We start from the raw sequence: 17,901 nt of genomic DNA, 5'->3' as shown, positions 1-17,901 counted from the left end.
ACCTCAATAGATGCAGGGCGTCATCACATTTTGTTGTAAATCCCTAGAGCCCAGCGGTATATCCACTGGGCTTTCTTTTGTATACTAGCCGCCCTCAACAAATAATAATTATCATTAAGCCTTCATAATGGATAAGAAAAAACAACGCAGCTTGAACAAGTGGCTTAAGCAACAGAGTAAGTTAGCGAAACGCTGGCTTATGATTGCGATTGGCCTTGGCGTACTTTCAAGCGTGTTTTTAATTGCTCAAGCAGCTCTTCTCGCCTCTATTCTTCATCAGCTGATCATCGAGAATGTCGATAAATCTGAACTGGTTGGTCATTTCGCAGGCTTGGCACTATCGGTCGTTGGCCGTGCAGGCTGTACATGGGGTCGTGAAATCGCCGGCTATCGCTGTGGTGAGCAGATCCGTATCTACATTAGGCAGCTCATTCTCGATAAGTTACGCGAACTTGGTCCTGCCTACATCAAAGGCAAACCTGCGGGTACGTGGGCAACCCTGTTGCTAGAACAAGTAGAAGACATGCAAGACTTCTTCTCTCGTTATCTACCTCAGATGTCTCTGTCGGTAATGATTCCATTCATTATTTTGGTTGTGGTGTTTCCAGTAAACTGGGCAGCTGGATTGATCTTTTTGCTTACGGCTCCACTGGTGCCGATGTTCATGGCACTTGTTGGTATGAAAGCAGCCGATGCCAACCGTAAAAACTTCAAAGCGCTTCAGCGTCTTTCTGGTCACTTTTACGACCGTTTGCAGTCAATGACAACCATCCGTCTATTTGATCGCACCAACGCTGAAACAGAAGTACTCAAAGGTGCATCTGAAGTGTTTAGAACGCGTACCATGGATGTGTTGAAAATCGCTTTCTTGTCTTCTGCTGTACTTGAGTTCTTCACGTCGATCTCTATCGCGATGACAGCGGTTTACTTTGGTTTCACCTACATCGGTGAGCTTAACTTTGGCCACTACGGCGTCGGCATTACGCTATTCGCTGGTTTGTTTATCCTTATCTTGGCGCCAGAGTTTTACCAACCTCTGCGTGACTTAGGTACTTTCTACCATGCGAAGCAACAAGCGGTTGGCGCTGCGGAAAGTATTGTCGAGTTCTTAGAAACAGACATCACTAAGGTTAAATCAGGCGACACTCAACTCGATCAGGCTCAAGGCATCAATATTGAAGCTCAAGCTCTAAAAGTGTTAAGCCCTGAAGGTGTTCAATTGGTTGGCCCTATCTCGTTTGCACTTAACACTCGACAGTCGACTGCGTTAGTTGGCCCAAGTGGGGCGGGTAAAACAAGTTTGATCAACGCTATTCTTGGTTTCATGCCTTATGAAGGAAGCTTGAAAATCAATGGCATTGAATTGCGTGACCTAGACTTAGCCTCTTGGCGTAAGACGATTAGCTGGGTTGGTCAAAACCCGTTGCTACTGCACGGTACAATTCGTGACAACGTCACTCTAGGTAAGCTCGATATCACTGACCAAGTTGTCGAGAATGCGCTTGAGCAGTCTTTTGCTAACGAGTTCGTTAGCGAGCATGGCTTAGATTATATGATCTCTGATCGCTCTGGCGGCCTGTCTGTTGGTCAATCTCAACGTTTGGCTCTGGCTCGCGCCATGATTCAAGACGGTCAGTTCTGGTTGTTAGATGAACCAACAGCTAGCCTAGATACTCGTAGCGAACAGTTAGTAATGAAAGGAATCAATAGCAATATTGAAAGCCGCACAGCCCTGCTTGTAACGCACCAACTTGCCCCTCTTAAATCAGTCGATAATATTCTGGTTATGCGCGATGGTGGTCTGGTTGAACAAGGTCATTACTCTCAGCTATCGACTGCGGGTGGTTTGTTCGAAAAGATGCTTAACGCGAACTTAGCTCAACAAGATAATAAGGGTAATTTAGATGCGTGATTTACTGCCTTACCTGAAACTCTATAAAAAGCATTGGTTTAGCCTATCGCTAGGCATGCTATTAGCTTTTGCTACTCTTTCGGCTTCTATCGGCTTGTTAACGCTATCAGGCTGGTTCATTTCAGCTTCTGCGGTTGCAGGCCTTACGATTGCACGTGAGACCTTCAACTACATGCTACCGGGCGGCGGCGTACGTGGTTTGGCAATGAGCCGTACTGCGGGTCGTTGGGGTGAACGTGTTGTCAGCCACAATGCCACATTCAAATTGTTAACTGATTTACGTATCTTCTTCTTCAAGAAGCTAGCTCCGCTGATCCCAGGCCGTATTTCGAACCTTCGTGATGCTGACCTTCTCAACCGTTTGGTTGCTGATGTCGATGCAATGGACCACGTTTACTTGCGCTTAGTAAGCCCAGTGACGGTTGGTGTGTTCGGGATCTTCTTCCTTACTATTTTCTTGATGTGGTTCGATAGCTCACTAGGTTTGATCTTGGGTTCTATCCTTCTGATCATGCTGTTGGTTTGGCCAATCTTGTTTTACAAGCTAGGTAAACGTAACGGCGGTGAACTGACACAAAACAAAGCGGATCTTCGTGTTACCACTCTGGATTGGATTGAAGGCTACAGCGAACTGACTCTGTTTGGTGCTGAAGAGCGTTACCGCAATGCGATTCTAGAAACGCAGCAGAAGCTGATGGCGAATCAGTTTGTGAATGCTAACCTAACTGGTATGGCGTCAGCAGCACTGATGCTGTTCAACGGTTTGACGTTGGTTCTTATGCTTTGGCTTGCGGCTGATGGCGTGGGTGGTAATGTACCAGACCCGTTCATCGCGCTAATGGCATTCGCAACCATGGCAAGTTTTGAGCTATTAATGCCAATCGCAGGCGCGTTCCAGCATTTAGGTCAAACTCTGTCTTCAGCACGTCGCTTGAACGAAGTTATTCTGTCGGAGCCTGAAGTTCAGTTTGCTGAAGAGAAACTCGACATCAACAAGCCGCTTGATATTACGTTCTCAAACGTGACGTTCAACTACCCTGATTCTGAACGTAGTGTTCTGAACGCTGTTGACCTAACGATTCCTGCAACGCACAAGGTTGCGATTGTGGGCCAAACAGGTTCTGGTAAGTCGACTTTGATTCAGCTGCTGACTCGCTACTGGGATCCTAAAAAAGGCGACATCTCAATCGCGGGAGTTGAACTGACGCAGTGGAATGAATCACAGCTTCGTGAATCAATCAGTGTAGTAAGCCAACGTGTCGACATTCTCAATGGTACTTTGCGTGACAACTTGTTGATTGCAAGACCAGAAGCAACCGATGATCACTTAGCGAACATCCTTAAAGACGTTGGTCTAGAAAAGCTGCTTGAGAACAACGCGCTTGATAGCTGGTTAGGTGATGGTGGTCGTCAACTGTCTGGCGGTGAGAAGCGCCGCATTGGCATCGCACGTGCCATTCTTCATGATGCTCCTATCCTGCTTTTAGATGAGCCGACAGAAGGCTTAGATAAGCAAACCGAGCAAAGCATCATGACTCTTTTCGAGAAGCACTTCGAAGGCAAGACGGTTATCTTCATCACGCACCGTTTGATTGGTCTGGAATCGATGGATTCTATCGTTCTGATTGAACAAGGCGAGATTGTTGAAAACGGCTCTCATGAGAAACTGTTAAACGAAGCAGGACGTTATTTCCAACTGCGTCAGGCAATCTAGCGCCTTCATCAGTTATAAAGATAACCGTTCAAAGCCCGAGTTTATGCTCGGGCTTTTTTGTGTCTTTAATTATTCTGAGCTACACCCTTCTTCAATCAAGTTTAACCCGTCACTTCCACTTCCACTTCCACTTCCAATAGGTGGCTGACCTTGATGTAAAAAAGAAAATAGCTTAACAACGACAAGCTAGAGCCCCTGCGATGGTGAAATTTATGGAGCACTGCTTTCCTACTAGCGCGGCCCTCAAAACTAAGTTCCCAGGTTATCCAAACAACTAATTAGGGTTCATAACTTTAACTAGAACGCACAAAAAAGCCGAATGTGATAATCACATTCGGCTTTTTGATAACGTTATCGCGAATTATTCGCTAGTCGTTTTAGCTATCAAGTTATCGCTATTCGCTCAGAACTTAGTACTTAAAGCTTGAAGCGGCTAATTTCGCTTTCTAGCTCGTGAGACAGTTCAGATAACTGAGCAGCTTGTTCCGCAGCTTGGTGCGCTTCGTCTGCTAGCTCATTAGATACGTCACGGATTCCTTCAGTGTTACGAGTGATCTCAGACGTTACTGATGCTTGCTCTTCTGCAGCGGAAGCAATTTGTGTCGCCATGTCGCTAATGCGTTCAACAGCTGCATGGATTTGCGTTAGGCTCGCTGCGGCTGAGTTTGCGTCATCAACACTGGTTTCAGCAAGTGTACGGCTATCGTTCATGATATTAACCGCTTTGCCTGTTGTACCTTGTAGCAACTCAATCGTTTGTTGAATTTCTTGCGTTGAGCCGTGTGTACGTTGGCTCAGAACTCGAACTTCATCCGCTACTACTGCGAAACCACGACCTTGCTCACCAGCACGTGCAGCTTCAATCGCAGCGTTAAGTGCAAGTAGGTTCGTTTGTTCTGCAATACCTTGAATGTTAGACAAGATAGCGTTGATGCTGTTGCCGTGCTCTTCAAGTTCTAGGATAACGTTCGTTGCGATTTGAACTTCTTGAGCAAGGTTTTGGATAGAGCTTTGCGTCTGTGTCACTTGACCAGTACCGTGCTCACACGCGCCAACTGCTTCTGATGAGTTCTGTGCAGTGTGGTCAGCGTTACCCGCGATCTCTTGTGTTGCTGCAGCCATTTCGTTGACGGCTGTTGCTACCATGTTGATCTCGTCTTGTTGCATTTGGATACGAGCACTACGTTCTTCAGCTTGAGAAGCCGTTTGACGTGCTTGGTTGCCTAGCGCAGCAGATACTTCGCTTAGCTTGATCACCATGGTGTGCATATTGCCTACAAAACGGTTGAAGTTTTCAGCAAGCTTACCAATTTCGTCATCGCTCTTAGGCTCAAGGCGTTGAGTAAGGTCACCCTCACCTGAAGCAATTTCTTCAAGTGCCGCTGAAACACGGTTCAAATCACGGAATAGGAAGCTCACTAACCAAGACACTAATACGATTACGATTAACGTAATAATAACAGCCGTTGTGATCAATTGAGTAAGCAGTGTTGAGTGGTTCGCCTCTTCTGTTGCCTTGTCCATCTGAACCGCGAAGATCCAGTTAGTGTTAGGCACCTTCGTGAAATAAAGCAGCTTCTCTGCGCCACGTTGCTTAATAATCTCGATGCTACCCGTACGTACTGCGTTCTCGATAATAGGCATAGAGATATCGTTTGAAAGCTGGCTTACTGGCTTCAAGCTTAGCGCTGAATCTGGGTGTGCTAGGAATGTACCGTCAGAGGCATCAATTAGCATGGCGTAAGCGTTGTCACCAACATCAAGGCTGATTACATCGTTAACCAATTGGTCGATAAGTACGTCAGCACCCACGACACCAACAAGTTGGCCGTTGTGACGAACCGGTTCAGCAATCGTTACAAGAAGAGCTTTGGTGATCGCATCTTGGTAAGCGGTTGTGATGATTTGCTTACCTGCAGCGTTTGCTTCTTGGTACCAAGGGCGTTGACGAGGGTCGTAATCTGCACGATTACGTTCAGGGTGTGAACGGTACATTCCACCTTCTGGAGTACCTAAAAAGATATCGTCAAAGCCACCCGCAACACGAGCTTGCTTAAGGAAAGGAACAACATCATCCTCTCGTGAAAAGTCATTAAATGCTGATGCGATATCTGTACGGATATCAATCCAGTTTTTAATACCTTCAGATGCTGCTTCAGATACGCTTTCAGCTCGTAGGTATACGCCATTGCGAGTCTGTTCGAATAGTTGGTTTGCTGATAGCCAGGTCAACGCTGTTGCCATAACCACAACAGCAGATAGGCTAGCACCTATCAACTTCTGCTTTAGTGTTAGTTTCATGTCAAAGTTTCACGAGTGGTGGGAAATCTCGCGCATACTACCCAAAATCAGTATTAAATTCGAGCGATTTCACAATTTAATATCGGAATATAATTTTAGGTAAACCATAAGCTTAGCTAATGCCAATTCCTTGGCATTTCGCCAAATTTAAGGCGGTATTTTATATATGGTTATTAGAATTTATATCACATCTCATATGTTAAAGAGAGGCGGACACATGATAAAGAAGAAACAAAAAAGGCAGAAGAGTTTCCTCTTCTGCCTTCATACTATTTACCGCTCTACCGCATATAAGCTTCGATAGATTTCGGCTTTAGAGCCTAGCGTTTTTCTGTACGCATACCCATTAGCAAGCTAACACACATCAGCAATAGAATGATGGTGAATGGTAATGCCGTCGAGATTGCACCCGCTTGCAGAGCTTGCACTGCTTCAGTACCACCAACCCACAATAGCGCTACAGCAATCGCACCTTCAAGGAATGCCCAGAACACACGTTGAGGAACTGGTGTATCAACTTTACCACCTGCGGTGATGCTGTCGATAACTAGAGAGCCTGAGTCAGACGATGTAATGAAGAATACTAGAACCAATACAACCGCAATAATTGATAGCAGAGTACCGAACGGCAGAGCATCAAACATTTGGAACATTGCTAGTGATACATCCGTTAGGCCGTCTTGCCCAAGAATACCAACGTTATTCACGATTTGATCAATTGCCATCCCACCGAACACTGACATCCAAATGATAGTCACTGTCGTCGGTACAATAAGTACTGCTGTAATGAACTCACGGACTGTACGACCTTTAGAAACACGTGCGATAAACATACCTACGAATGGTGACCATGAAATCCACCAAGCCCAGTAGAATACAGTCCAACCGTGCAACCAAGCTTCATCTTCACGACCGTGTGGGTTACTCAGCGGGATGATGTTCTCGATGTATGCCATCAATGTTGTCGGGATTGAACCCAGCGTCACAGCATAGCCAATTAATGCCACTAAAATCAGCAGTAAGAAGGCAACCAGCATGTTGATGTTACTGATAACTTTAACGCCGCCATCAATACCGCGAAGTACTGATACTACCGCCAATAAAGTCACAGCAGTAATCACAATAACTTGCAGCCCTAAGCCCGCTTCAATGCCGAATACATGTTGAATACCACTTGCTGCTTGTTGTGCACCTAGTCCAAGCGATGTCGCCAGACCAAACAGGGTTGCAAGTACAGCAAGAATATCAACAATGTGACCCGCCCAACCCCAAGCTCTATCACCTAAAATTGGGTAAAAGATAGAACGGATAGAAAGAGGCAACCCCTTGTTGTAAGAGAAGAAAGCAAGTGACAATGCTACTACGCCATAAATCGCCCAAGGATGCAGACCCCAGTGATACATGGTTGCACCTAGCGCCAACTTAGCCGCTTCTGGTGTATTCGCTGCAACATTAAGCGGAGTTTCGTACCAGCCTGTATAATAAGCAGCAGGCTCAGCCACACTCCAGAACATCAAACCGATACCCATACCTGCGGCAAACAGCATCGATAGCCAAGACATAAAGGAGTAATCTGCCGTCGCATCAACACCACCAAGGCGAATTTTACCATACGGAGAAACAATCAAGCCTAAGCAGAAAATTACGAAAATATTACCCGACCAGATGAAGAGCCAATCAAACGAATTGATAATCTGGCCTTTAACGCCATCTAGTGCAGCCTTTGCTGAAGCGGTATCTGTAATCAGAACACCGATGAGGAACAAAGCAATAAGTCCCGCACTGATACCAAATACTGGGTTATGAACATCAAAACCCCATTTTTGGACATTATCTTGACCGACAGTGTAATCCGTACTGTCGATACTGTATTTATCTATACCTTTAGTCATTATCCCTCTCTACGGAATATTAATAGGGTCTATTAACCTCAATATCCCTTATTTACCTGTGACCTAGTCAAAACTCGAACGAACGATCCAAGCAGTACAAGTTGTTATCACAATTATTCAAATACTTGGATGTCTGAAGTTTAGCAGGTTAAATTATTGTTTTCAGTAAACCAGAATCAGTTCGCCGAATTTTCAAACAAAATATACGTAATTACCCAAACTACTGACGAAAAAAAGGCCGACCGAGTCGACCTTTAACTAAAAAATACTTTTAACTCAAAGCATTTTGCTGTTGGACTAATTTATTTTCAGTTCGTAAACCTAGCAATAAGCTTAGGCACATAAGCAATAATATGAACGCGAATGGTAACGCCATTGATACCGTTCCGGCTTGTAGTGCTTGGATGGATTCAGTACCGCCAACCCAAAGTAAAACCGCGGCAATCGCACCACCCATCAGCGCCCAAAATACACGCTGTGGCACTGGCGCATCGACTTTACCACCAGAGGTAATGCTATCGATAACTAACGAACCTGAATCCGAAGATGTGATGAAGAACACCATAATCAGACCAATCGAAACGACTGAAAGCACAGAACTCATTGGCAGCGCATCATAAGTATGGAATAGAGAAAGCGTAATATCTTGCAGACCATTGACACCGATCTCGCCCACCTTGTTCGCCACTTGGTCAATCGCGATTCCGCCAAAAATAGCCATCCAGATGATGATTATTGTCGTTGGAATGAACAATACAGCTACAATGAATTCACGAATCGTACGACCTTTAGAAATGCGAGCAATAAACATACCCACGAATGGTGACCAGGACATCCACCATGCCCAGTAAAATACCGTCCAACCTTGCATCCAAGTTTCATCGTCACGACCATGAGGATTACTAAGAGGAATGAAGTTTTCAATATAGCCCATGAGTGCCGTTGGGATTGCTTTAATACCCGCCAGGCCACCAGCGATCGTTACGAAGATAAGTAGACCCAAAGCAACCAACATGTTGACGTTACTTAAAACCTTCACGCCACCGTTGATGCCACGAACCACTGACATTGTTGCTAAGAAAGTGACCACTGCGATAACAACCAACTGCATGCCAATACCACCATCGGTACCGAATACATGGTTAATACCACTGGTTGCTTGTTGTGCGCCCAAACCTAACGATGTTGCAAGGCCGAACAAGGTTGCCAGTACTGCAACGATATCAACGATATGGCCAAACCATCCCCAAGTTCTGTCACCCAAGATAGGATAGAAAATCGAGCGGATTGAAAGAGGCAGACCTTTGTTGAAAGTGAAGAAGGCAAGTGCTAGAGCAACAACAGCGTAGATAGACCAGCCGTGTAAACCCCAGTTATAGATGGTTGCACCAAGTGCCAGCTTAGCCGCTTCAGGTGAGTAAGCTTCGACACCTAATGGCGTTTGATACCAACCCGTGAAGTAAGCTACTGGCTCAGCAACACCCCAGAACATCAAACCAATACCCATTCCCGCGGCGAATAACATCGACATCCAAGATAGGTTGGAGTGCTCTGCTTTGGCATCATTGCCACCAATACGTATCTTGCCATACGGGGAGACAATGAGGGCAAAACAGAAAATCACGAAAATGTTAGCAGCCCACATGAAGAAGCCATCGAAGTTGCCGATGATTTTCCATTTGATACCATCGAGCGCAGCTTTTGCTGTTTCAGGTTCAGCGACCAGAAGTGCAAGCAGGAAAATAATGATCGCTCCTGCACTGATACCAAATACAGGATTATGAACATCAAAACCCCATTTCTGAACGTTATCTTGTCCTACTGTATAATCGGTATTTTCAATACTATACCTATCTTTTACAGGCTCCATGTTTCCTCTCTAATTTGCAGCGCACTATTTGCAACATTACATTCGGCGCTTAAATTTCGAAAAGAAGCATATCAACCTGTCGCAAAAATACTAAAAAAACCGTCAAAAATCAGGTCCAAATGGCAGTTTTAGTAATTAAATTACACATTTAATGTAATTTAGCGTAAGATCACTCCACAAGCCCAGAATTAACAGCATATTTAGCTAGCTCTGCCGTAGAGTGAATATCCAACTTGTGCTTAATGTTTTGTCTATGCGTTTCAACCGTTCGATAACTGATGTTCAGCGCCTTAGCTACCTCTTTACTGCTCTCCCCTTTTGCGACCAATTTCAACACTGCTTCTTCACGTCTACTTAACGGATTCTTGATGGATGGCGTGGGAGTAATAGGCTGTGTGAACAAATTCTGAGTTACCTTTTCACAGAAGTAGGTCGAACCTTGATTCACGGTTTTGATCGCCTGTACCATCTTTTCAGCAGAAATCTCTTTCAACATATAACCAACAGCACCCGACTGCATCACTTTCATAATGTATTCACGGTTGTTATGCATGGTCAACATTAGCACCTTCGCATCAGGGTCTTCTTCTTTAATTAGATGGGTTGCGTCAATGCCGTTCATGATAGGCATGCTAATGTCCATCAACACCACATCAGGTCGCAGAGTTTTTACTACCTCTACCGCCTCTAAGCCATTGCTGGCAGTACCTATCACGCTAATATCCGGCTCGAGTTCCAATCTCGCCATAAAGCCATCCAGTACCACTTGATGATCATCAGCGATCACAACTCGAATAACTTCACTCATTCATTAATCCCTCTAGTGTCAGCAACACGGTAATTTCCGTTCCGAAGCCAATTTCACTCATCAGCTCAAAATCACCACCAATGAATTCAACTCGCTCTCTCATATTACGCAGCCCAATCCCTCGTTTCTCCATCGCTTTGTAGGTATTAAAACCCACACCATTATCTTGGATTAAAAGCTGCAATACATTGCCAATTTGCTGCGCGATAACCGTAACTTTAGTCGCTTGTGCGTGCTTTTCAATGTTATTCAATGACTCTTGAACCACTCGATACAAGGTCGTCGCCGCCTCTGATTTCAACTGACCTGGCTGCGTACTAAACAAGGTTTCCACCTCAATACCAGAGTGCGCCTGAAAGTCTAATAATAGAGAAGACAACGCTGCCTCTAAGCCAATATCATCCAATGAACTTGGACGAAGTTGGTGGGAGATATGCCTCACCTCCTCAATCGCTCTCATCAGCGAATGCTGTGACTTATCTAGATGCGCTTTGAGGTCTTCACTTTGTAACTTGTTTCCGAGCAACTCTAAGTGACAACGGCTCGATACTAATAACTGGTTAATGCCATCATGTAACTCACGCGCTAAATGCTTTTTTTCATCCTCTTGAAACATCACCGTCTTGTGGGCCAATTCCTTCAGGTTATTATCGGCGATGCGATGCTCGTGCATGTTGATCGCCAAAGTAAGCACGATAATGACCGCAACTGTCACGCTAAGAATCACCACAATCGAAAAGAACGTGGTCTCTATATTCTTGTTAATCGCAGCCTGCATGGAAGCGACTTCTTGGTGTACATCTTCAATATACAGACCCGTGCCAATCATCCAGTCCCAACGTTCTAACCAAGCCGCATAACTTAACTTAGATACCACTTCTCCCGTCGATGGCTTTTGCCACAAATACTGATGAAATCCGCCTCCGGTTTGCGCTTGCCTTAACAGTGCTTCGATAAGAAAGTCGCCATCTTCATCTTGTAACTCAAGTAGGTTTTTTCCAATCAATTCAGGTTGTATTGGATGAACGAGGTTGGTGCCGTGACGGTCGTACGCGAAGAAGTATCCATCTGAACCATACCTAAGTTTAGACAATATGATTCGAACTTCTCTTTTAGCTTGGGCTTCTTGGATATCAGGATCATTGTAGATATGTTCGATGGCATCAAATGCGAGGTCGACAGTGTCTTTGAGGGCATTTTCACGAGACTTGATCAGGCTGTCTCTGAAGATCTCCACTTCTTTTGCACCCAATGTCTTGGTTTGATGCAACGAGATCCAACTAATACTCGCCGTCACAAGCAACAACGGGAGCAGCGTCAGCAAAATCAGCTTAGCCTTTAGAGGCATTCCTTTTCCTCATAAAAAACGGCTTATTGAACACCAATAAGCCGTCTTATTTTAGCAATTTATCGTTAACCGTTGAAACATATCATTCACATTCTTGGCTTCACTCACATTCCATAGAAAGATGGGAAAGCGAGAAGTGATCCAAGCACGAGGATTTGAATCAGAATGAACGGCATTACACCTCGGTAAATATCCTTAGTGGTTACGCCTTTTGGTGCCACCCCTTTTAGATAGAACAAACTAAAACCAAATGGTGGTGTTAGGAATGAGGTTTGTAGGTTCATCGCGATAAGGATAGCAAACCAAGTCATGTTTATGCCCATCAACTCAGCGACAGGTGCAATAATCGGTACGATGATAAAACAGATCTCAACGAAGTCGATAAAGAAGCCGAGGATCAAAATAACCAACATGGTGATAATCAAGAAGCCCCACTTCTCACCCGGTAGCTGTAACATCCACTCTTCAACCAGATAATCACCGCCAGTGTAAGTGAACGCCATTGAGAACGCGGTTGCACCAAGTAAGATAGCAAAGACCATTGCCGTTACTTTTACCGTCTCTTTAGATGCGTCATACACCATCGACCAACTAAACTGACCGTATAGCAAAGCAAGTACCATAGCACCCGCACCACCTAATGCAGCAGACTCTGTCGGCGTAGCAACACCGGCGAAGATAGAGCCCAATACAACAATGATCAGCGCAAGTGGCGGTACGATAGCTTTCAGAGCATTGATGACTTCTTGCTTACGACTAATTGAGTCATCACGTTCAATCGGTTGAGCTGCTTCAGGGTTTAGCTTCGCGTATATCAATATGTACACGATATAAGCACCGACTAACATCACGCCCGGCCAAATCGCCGCTTGGAACAAGTCACCAACTGGCACACCTAGCACATCACCCAATAGAATGAGAACTATCGATGGTGGAATGATTTGCCCAAGCGTACCAGAAGCACAAATGGTGCCGCAGGCTAAGCCTTTATCATAGTTGTATTTCAACATTACTGGCAGAGAAATCAGGCCCATCGCTACCACAGAAGCACCAACTACACCGGTTGAAGCGGCAAGCAATGATCCTACTAATACCGTCGAAATTGCGATACCACCACGAACCCCACCAAACAATCTGCCCATAGACTCAAGCAACTGCTCAGCAAGCTTGGTCTTCTGTAGAACAAGCCCCATGAAAACAAACAATGGAACGGCCATCAGCACCGTATTTTCCATGATCGATTGAATTCGATATGGCATGAAGGCAAACATCTCAATGCCCTCAGCCCAAACACCAAAGATTAATGCGATACCGCCAAAGGTAAACGCTACTGGGAAGCCAAGTAAAAGTGCAAACAAGGCGACAAAAAACATTACTATTCCAATCATGTCAGCCTCTACTAATTCTTTGTATGAATATTATTTGCGTGGATAAGGTGCGGATTAAAAATCTTGTTCAGTGAATGCAGGATCAAACCCACGCCACTGAGCGCCATTAAGAAGAATGACAGCGGGATCATAGCTTTGATGATCCAACGATAAGGCAAACCACCGGGATCGCCTGAGGTCTCACCCAACTCATAACTCTCTTTAGCAACATCGATACCAAACCAAGCCACCAACAAACAAAACGGAAGCAGGAAGACAACCGTGCCAAGCAAATCAATAATGGCTTGAGCTTTAAAACTCAGCTGCTCGTAAAACACATCAACTCGAACATGCCCACCCGCTTTGATGGCATAAGGAACACCTAACAGAAATACGGCTGAGAAAAGGTGCCATTCCATCTCTTGAAAGGCGATTGAGACATCGTTGAAGGCATATCTCATGACAACGTCATACACGACGTTAGCGATAAGTAAAATAAACAACATACTGGAAAGCCATCCCAGTGCATCACCGATACGATTAAACAGGCGTTCAATATAAATTAGACTTCGCATTCCCGACTCCATGGAATTTGAAAAGACATCGCGTATTGAGTTAGTGCAGCTAAAACGAGTAGCGCTAACCAGATTCACGACATAGAAAGGGTTCTTGGGATCGTATACAGGATTTATCCTGCTTAATTATTATGATTTGAATGAACCCGCCGCTTACTCACTCTCAGTTACCTAGTAAAAAAAGCTTTGGGTTCATTTATCTTTAGTTCAACAAATGTCGACTATTTCGCTTGGCTATTTAAATAAGCTCTGTGTGAAATATCCGTCCATGAACGAACTTGTTCTAGGTAGCTTGCTTGTGAAGCTTGGATCTCTTTTGCTAATTCATCTTTCTCAGCATGCTTAGCTAATAGGCGATCATTTGCTTCTTTCAATGCAGCCATAACCTCTGGTGGGAAATCTTTAACTTGTACGTCTGGGAATTCTGTCTTCATTGAAACCCAGTTCTTGCCACTTTCATGCGTTGCTTGTGTGTACATGTCATAAGCAGCAGTACGCATTGCAACTCTAAGGATTTCTTGTAGATCTTCAGGCAACTTGTTCCATGTGCGCTTGTTCACTAGGAATTGAAGCTCTGAACCTGGCTCATGCCAACCTGTGTAGTAATAAGGCGCAATTTTGTGGAAACCCATACGTAAATCAAGTGATGGACCCACCCACTCTAGTGCATCAATTGTGCGTCGCTCTAGAGACGTGTAAAGCTCACCCGGTGCAATGTTTGTTGGTTTTGCGCCTAGCTCAGCAAGAATCTCACCAGCGAAGCCTGGGATTCTCATTTTCAAGCCTTGTAGGTCTTCAACACTATTGATTTCTTTTTGAAACCAACCGCCCATCTGAATATCAGTGTTACCACCTGGGAACGACATCAAGTTGTGTGGAGAGTAAACCTGCTCCATCAACTCCATACCACCACCGTGATAGAACCATGCGTACTGTTCTGCTGGCGTCATACCGAAAGGCATAGAAGTGAAGTAAAGTGTGTTTGGAACTTTACCTTTCCAGTAATAAGAGCCTGAGTGACCCATGTCGTATTGACCAGACTTAACCATGTCAAATACGCCAAGCGGAGCTTTATGTTTATTGGCTGAATCGATGCGGATTTGCAGTCGACCATTCGACATTTTCTCAGCCATAGCAGCCATATTCTTAGTAGCATCACCAAAAACAGGGAAGTTTGGTCCCCACGTTTCGGCAAGCTTTAAACGGTAAACCTTATCAGCAGCTGTTGCACCAGTAGCGACTAAAGCTAAACAAGCCGCTGCAGTTACCGCAACGTTTTTAAAAACTCGTGTGAGGGAGTTAGAGATGAGACTCATGTTCACGTCCTTTGTTGGGTTAACACTCTTTCATTGAGCATTTTTTATGATTCAACATAAGAGTGCACCGTGATGAAGCAACAAGATATCAGGGAGAGCACGCACGAACGGTTGGTTTAAATGTACGTATTAGACCAAAGGATTACGTATAACTACGTAGGAGATAATTCAATATCACCTACTTTAAAGGAGTTAGGTTATTCACTATAGAAACAGGTATTGATAAATACCTAAGTAGTTATAGTGAATCGAAATTAACAATTGATTCCCATTTCGTGATGAGACTCTATTCCTTGCTACATTCTGGTGATATCAACTAGCGATCTATCACTATGGACGCCCTACTTTGGGGCTTGCTGATTAGGAGCAAGAGTGCCAGGCAAGGGAATCGCTTTCGCAGGACAATAGATTGGAAATGAAGTGGCAAAACTGGGGTTGGTATTATTTGCTAGATACAAAAAAAGCCTCGAAAATCGAGGCTTAAAAACTTAACGAAGCGAATGTAATCCCACAGGATTAGATAGCTTTGTAGATAACCTTGTTACCTGCTAGCTGCTCTTTCGCTACTAGGTTTTCTTCAAGAAGTTTTTTCAATGCGCCTGTTGCCCATGAAGCTGCTTTCGCGTCTTCTTGACCAGCTGCTAGGCCGATACCTTTAGGGTTAATGCCTTCAGCATTGCTAACAACGATGTCTAGAACTTGTTGTTGCTTAGGAGTCAGTGCTACTGCAACTTCTTTCGTTGCTGCTACTGCTTTCTCTACCGCTGGTTTTGCTGCTACAGTTTTTTCTGCTACAACTTTCTCTGCGACAGGCTTCGCTTTTTTCGGCGTTGCCACTGCTTTAACTACAGCCGCTTTAGTGCGTTTCTGCAGTTTAGCCTGCACCTTACGCTTATGAGCAAGTCTCATTGAATATTTCTCCAGTTCACTGCTCTTTTCGCAGTGGTGAAAATTTGAAGCGCGATTTATACCAAAAAACAGGAGCTATTTGTAGAGTGAAGCGCCGAAAGTCGACGAAAAATACCGATATTGTCTATTAGCGTCTATTATTTAAACATCGACTTATCAATTCAGGGTCATATACACTGGTTATCCATCCAGACAAAAATATGAAAACTTGGTGTTGCCTATGGACACTCGTCACCTTACAAACTTCTCTTTGCCTTCATTCACACGCTCGTATCGAATTATCGCCGTCATTTTGGGGTTCGTTTGCTTGATCACTGCGTTATACAGCGACAACCCAAAGCTACTGATCGTGGGGGCATTTTGCATTATTGCGCTTTTGGGTACGGGCTATTATTTAATGTTGCGCAGCAGAGTCATGTTCACGCTCACCCCCACTCACTTTCAGCAGCATTTCTACAAGGGGGGTTGGGTTTTAAAATGGCGCAACATCCAAAAAATTGGCCTTTGTACTTATGAACAAGAAGGCTGGCACCAACCTTTACCTTGGGTCGGTATTAAAATTAAAGATTACTCGCCCTACCTCGATTCAATTTGCCCTAAAATCACTTGCGAGTTATTACTGAGCCAGCGAGCACTTTTGTATCTGGGCGCCAAGCAAGCGGGTAAAGAGTCAAACTTTGAAGATATGGTTCTCGACTCATCGCATTACCATGCACGTCGTACTGAGAACGGTTGTGTTGGACAGAGCAGACATAAAGAGTCGCAAAATTCAGACGACGTTTGTTTCAACGATAGTCAAAAGCAGGGCAACTTGGATACATCTGATGATAGAAATAATAAAGAAACGGTGATTAAGGACTATTCTGGATTACAGGCGATGCTTGCCAATAGGATGAAGTACCAAAGGGGTTTCCACGGTTATGATATTTTCATATCAACTCAAGATTTGAATATGAGTGGGGAAGAGTTCATTGGATTAGCTCGACGTTACTTGGCTGCTGCTGAGCGCTTTTCTGATTAAAGCGAAGACGTTTAGAATAAACGAACACGCATTGAATTAAAAAAGCTTAGCGTTCAAACAAAAGCTAAGCTTCATTTCAATCAACCGCAACACGAATGATCGGCGTGCTAATCACAGACTTAATTAATATAGTGGCATTTCATCGGCTACGAATGGGTTTGATGCGCGCTCACGACCAAATGTAGACTCAGGACCATGACCCGGTACAAATGTCACATCACTGCCTAATGGCCAAAGCTTAGTCTTGATTGAAGCAATCAGCGTATTGAAATCGCCTTGAGGGAAGTCAGTTCGGCCAATTGCGCCATTGAACAACACATCACCCACAAACGCTAAACGAGCTTGCTCACTGAATAGCACGACGTGACCCGGTGTATGACCCGGAGTATGGATCACATCAATCACTTGGTTACCAAAAGTGACTTTGTCACCCTCTTCTAACCATGTGTTTGGTTCAAAAGCTTTGCACAGTGGGAAACCAAACATTTGACTTTGGTTCTCTAAACCTTGAAGCCAAAAGTTGTCCGCCTTATGTGGACCAACAATTTTCACGTTCAAGATTTCAGCAAGTGGTACTGTTCCACCTACATGGTCTAGGTGACCGTGAGTCAATACCAAGTTCACCACTTTAACACCTAACTCTTCGATGATAGCAGCCAGTTGCTGAACATCACCACCCGGATCGACAACGATGCCTTCCATTGTCTCATCACACCACACAATTGAGCAGTTTTGAGAGAAAGAGGTAACAGGAACAACTTGATACTTAAGAGACATATACAAACCTTAGAGGGCAAACTGAAATTTGGGCAAACTATGACATTGGATGTCTACTTTGACAAGTACCTAGCATTCGCTCGCAAATTCA

At 44.5% G+C, this 17,901-nt stretch carries 13 protein-coding genes; 3 read left to right on the top strand and 10 right to left on the bottom strand.

Features of this window, described 5'->3' with window-relative positions:
- Positions 1-127 precede the first annotated feature (127 nt).
- Together cydD and cydC are read left to right on the top strand one after the other, a co-directional pair.
- Positions 128-1,912, top strand: a complete 1,785-nt coding sequence (gene cydD, locus IQO02_RS11890; RefSeq protein WP_016768362.1) for a heme ABC transporter permease/ATP-binding protein CydD — start codon at positions 128-130, stop codon at positions 1,910-1,912.
- Positions 1,905-3,626 (top strand): heme ABC transporter ATP-binding protein/permease CydC, encoded by a 1,722-nt coding sequence (gene cydC / locus IQO02_RS11885; protein ID WP_016792955.1) that lies wholly within the window; start codon positions 1,905-1,907, stop codon positions 3,624-3,626. Before cydD ends, cydC begins: the two co-directional genes overlap by 8 nt.
- A gap of 417 nt (positions 3,627-4,043) precedes the next feature.
- Here cydC and IQO02_RS11880 read toward each other — a convergent pair whose 3' ends face one another.
- The 9 genes from IQO02_RS11880 to IQO02_RS11840 all read right to left on the bottom strand — a co-directional run bounded on the left by IQO02_RS11880 (position 4,044) and on the right by IQO02_RS11840 (position 16,012).
- A complete protein-coding gene (locus IQO02_RS11880) occupies positions 4,044-5,927 on the bottom strand; it encodes a methyl-accepting chemotaxis protein (protein WP_016788533.1) in 1,884 nt (627 codons plus the stop codon).
- Positions 5,928-6,247: 320 nt separating this feature from the next.
- Positions 6,248-7,819 carry a BCCT family transporter gene (locus IQO02_RS11875; protein ID WP_010438176.1) on the bottom strand — a complete coding sequence of 524 codons (1,572 nt, stop codon included), beginning with the start codon at positions 7,817-7,819 and terminating at the stop codon, positions 6,248-6,250.
- Positions 7,820-8,090: 271 nt separating this feature from the next.
- Positions 8,091-9,689 carry a BCCT family transporter gene (locus IQO02_RS11870; RefSeq protein WP_065099557.1) on the bottom strand — a complete coding sequence of 533 codons (1,599 nt, stop codon included), beginning with the start codon at positions 9,687-9,689 and terminating at the stop codon, positions 8,091-8,093.
- Positions 9,690-9,858: 169 nt separating this feature from the next.
- Positions 9,859-10,497, bottom strand: a complete 639-nt coding sequence (locus IQO02_RS11865; protein WP_016769284.1) for a response regulator transcription factor — start codon at positions 10,495-10,497, stop codon at positions 9,859-9,861.
- Positions 10,490-11,845, bottom strand: coding sequence for a cache domain-containing protein (locus IQO02_RS11860; RefSeq protein ID WP_010438173.1), 1,356 nt, complete (start codon positions 11,843-11,845; stop codon positions 10,490-10,492). The genes IQO02_RS11865 and IQO02_RS11860 overlap by 8 nt, the downstream gene beginning before the upstream one ends.
- Positions 11,846-11,949: 104 nt before the next feature.
- Positions 11,950-13,233 (bottom strand): TRAP transporter large permease, encoded by a 1,284-nt coding sequence (locus tag IQO02_RS11855; protein WP_010438172.1) that lies wholly within the window; start codon positions 13,231-13,233, stop codon positions 11,950-11,952.
- Between the two features lie 11 nt (positions 13,234-13,244).
- Positions 13,245-13,787: a TRAP transporter small permease subunit gene (locus tag IQO02_RS11850; protein ID WP_010438170.1), complete on the bottom strand. Its 543-nt coding sequence runs from the start codon at positions 13,785-13,787 to the stop codon at positions 13,245-13,247.
- 221 nt (positions 13,788-14,008) lie between these two features.
- Entirely contained in the window at positions 14,009-15,103 is a 1,095-nt protein-coding gene (locus IQO02_RS11845) for a TRAP transporter substrate-binding protein (RefSeq protein WP_010438168.1), read from the bottom strand.
- A gap of 516 nt (positions 15,104-15,619) precedes the next feature.
- On the bottom strand, positions 15,620-16,012 hold the full coding sequence (locus tag IQO02_RS11840) for a hypothetical protein (RefSeq protein WP_004733388.1): 393 nt from the start codon (positions 16,010-16,012) through the stop codon (positions 15,620-15,622).
- A gap of 220 nt (positions 16,013-16,232) precedes the next feature.
- Between IQO02_RS11840 and IQO02_RS11835 the strand changes: the two genes are divergently transcribed.
- Positions 16,233-17,033, top strand: a complete 801-nt coding sequence (locus IQO02_RS11835; RefSeq protein WP_010438164.1) for a DUF2982 domain-containing protein — start codon at positions 16,233-16,235, stop codon at positions 17,031-17,033.
- Between the two features lie 123 nt (positions 17,034-17,156).
- Here the strand turns inward: IQO02_RS11835 and IQO02_RS11830 are convergent, their stop codons facing one another.
- Entirely contained in the window at positions 17,157-17,810 is a 654-nt protein-coding gene (locus tag IQO02_RS11830; RefSeq protein ID WP_016794683.1) for an MBL fold metallo-hydrolase, read from the bottom strand.
- Between the last annotated feature and the right edge of the window lie 91 nt (positions 17,811-17,901).

It is taken from the genome of Vibrio sp. OPT24 (assembly GCF_015163545.1).
In the GTDB taxonomy this organism is placed as follows: domain Bacteria; phylum Pseudomonadota; class Gammaproteobacteria; order Enterobacterales; family Vibrionaceae; genus Vibrio; species Vibrio cyclitrophicus.
This window is presented reverse-complemented; position numbering and strand designations above follow the sequence as displayed.

Excerpts from the sequence above, each read along its gene's own strand:
- IQO02_RS11875 (WP_010438176.1), bottom strand. The coding sequence starts at position 7,819 with ATGACTAAAGGTATAGATAAATACAGTATCGACAGTACGGATTACACT.
- IQO02_RS11835 (WP_010438164.1), top strand. The coding sequence starts at position 16,233 with ATGGACACTCGTCACCTTACAAACTTCTCTTTGCCTTCATTCACACGC.
- IQO02_RS11880 (WP_016788533.1), bottom strand. The coding sequence starts at position 5,927 with ATGAAACTAACACTAAAGCAGAAGTTGATAGGTGCTAGCCTATCTGCT.
- IQO02_RS11850 (WP_010438170.1), bottom strand. The coding sequence starts at position 13,787 with ATGCGAAGTCTAATTTATATTGAACGCCTGTTTAATCGTATCGGTGAT.
- IQO02_RS11845 (WP_010438168.1), bottom strand. The coding sequence starts at position 15,103 with ATGAGTCTCATCTCTAACTCCCTCACACGAGTTTTTAAAAACGTTGCG.
- IQO02_RS11870 (WP_065099557.1), bottom strand. The coding sequence starts at position 9,689 with ATGGAGCCTGTAAAAGATAGGTATAGTATTGAAAATACCGATTATACA.
- cydC (WP_016792955.1), top strand. The coding sequence starts at position 1,905 with ATGCGTGATTTACTGCCTTACCTGAAACTCTATAAAAAGCATTGGTTT.
- IQO02_RS11830 (WP_016794683.1), bottom strand. The coding sequence starts at position 17,810 with ATGTCTCTTAAGTATCAAGTTGTTCCTGTTACCTCTTTCTCTCAAAAC.
- cydD (WP_016768362.1), top strand. The coding sequence starts at position 128 with ATGGATAAGAAAAAACAACGCAGCTTGAACAAGTGGCTTAAGCAACAG.
- IQO02_RS11840 (WP_004733388.1), bottom strand. The coding sequence starts at position 16,012 with ATGAGACTTGCTCATAAGCGTAAGGTGCAGGCTAAACTGCAGAAACGC.
- IQO02_RS11860 (WP_010438173.1), bottom strand. The coding sequence starts at position 11,845 with ATGCCTCTAAAGGCTAAGCTGATTTTGCTGACGCTGCTCCCGTTGTTG.
- IQO02_RS11855 (WP_010438172.1), bottom strand. The coding sequence starts at position 13,233 with ATGATTGGAATAGTAATGTTTTTTGTCGCCTTGTTTGCACTTTTACTT.
- IQO02_RS11865 (WP_016769284.1), bottom strand. The coding sequence starts at position 10,497 with ATGAGTGAAGTTATTCGAGTTGTGATCGCTGATGATCATCAAGTGGTA.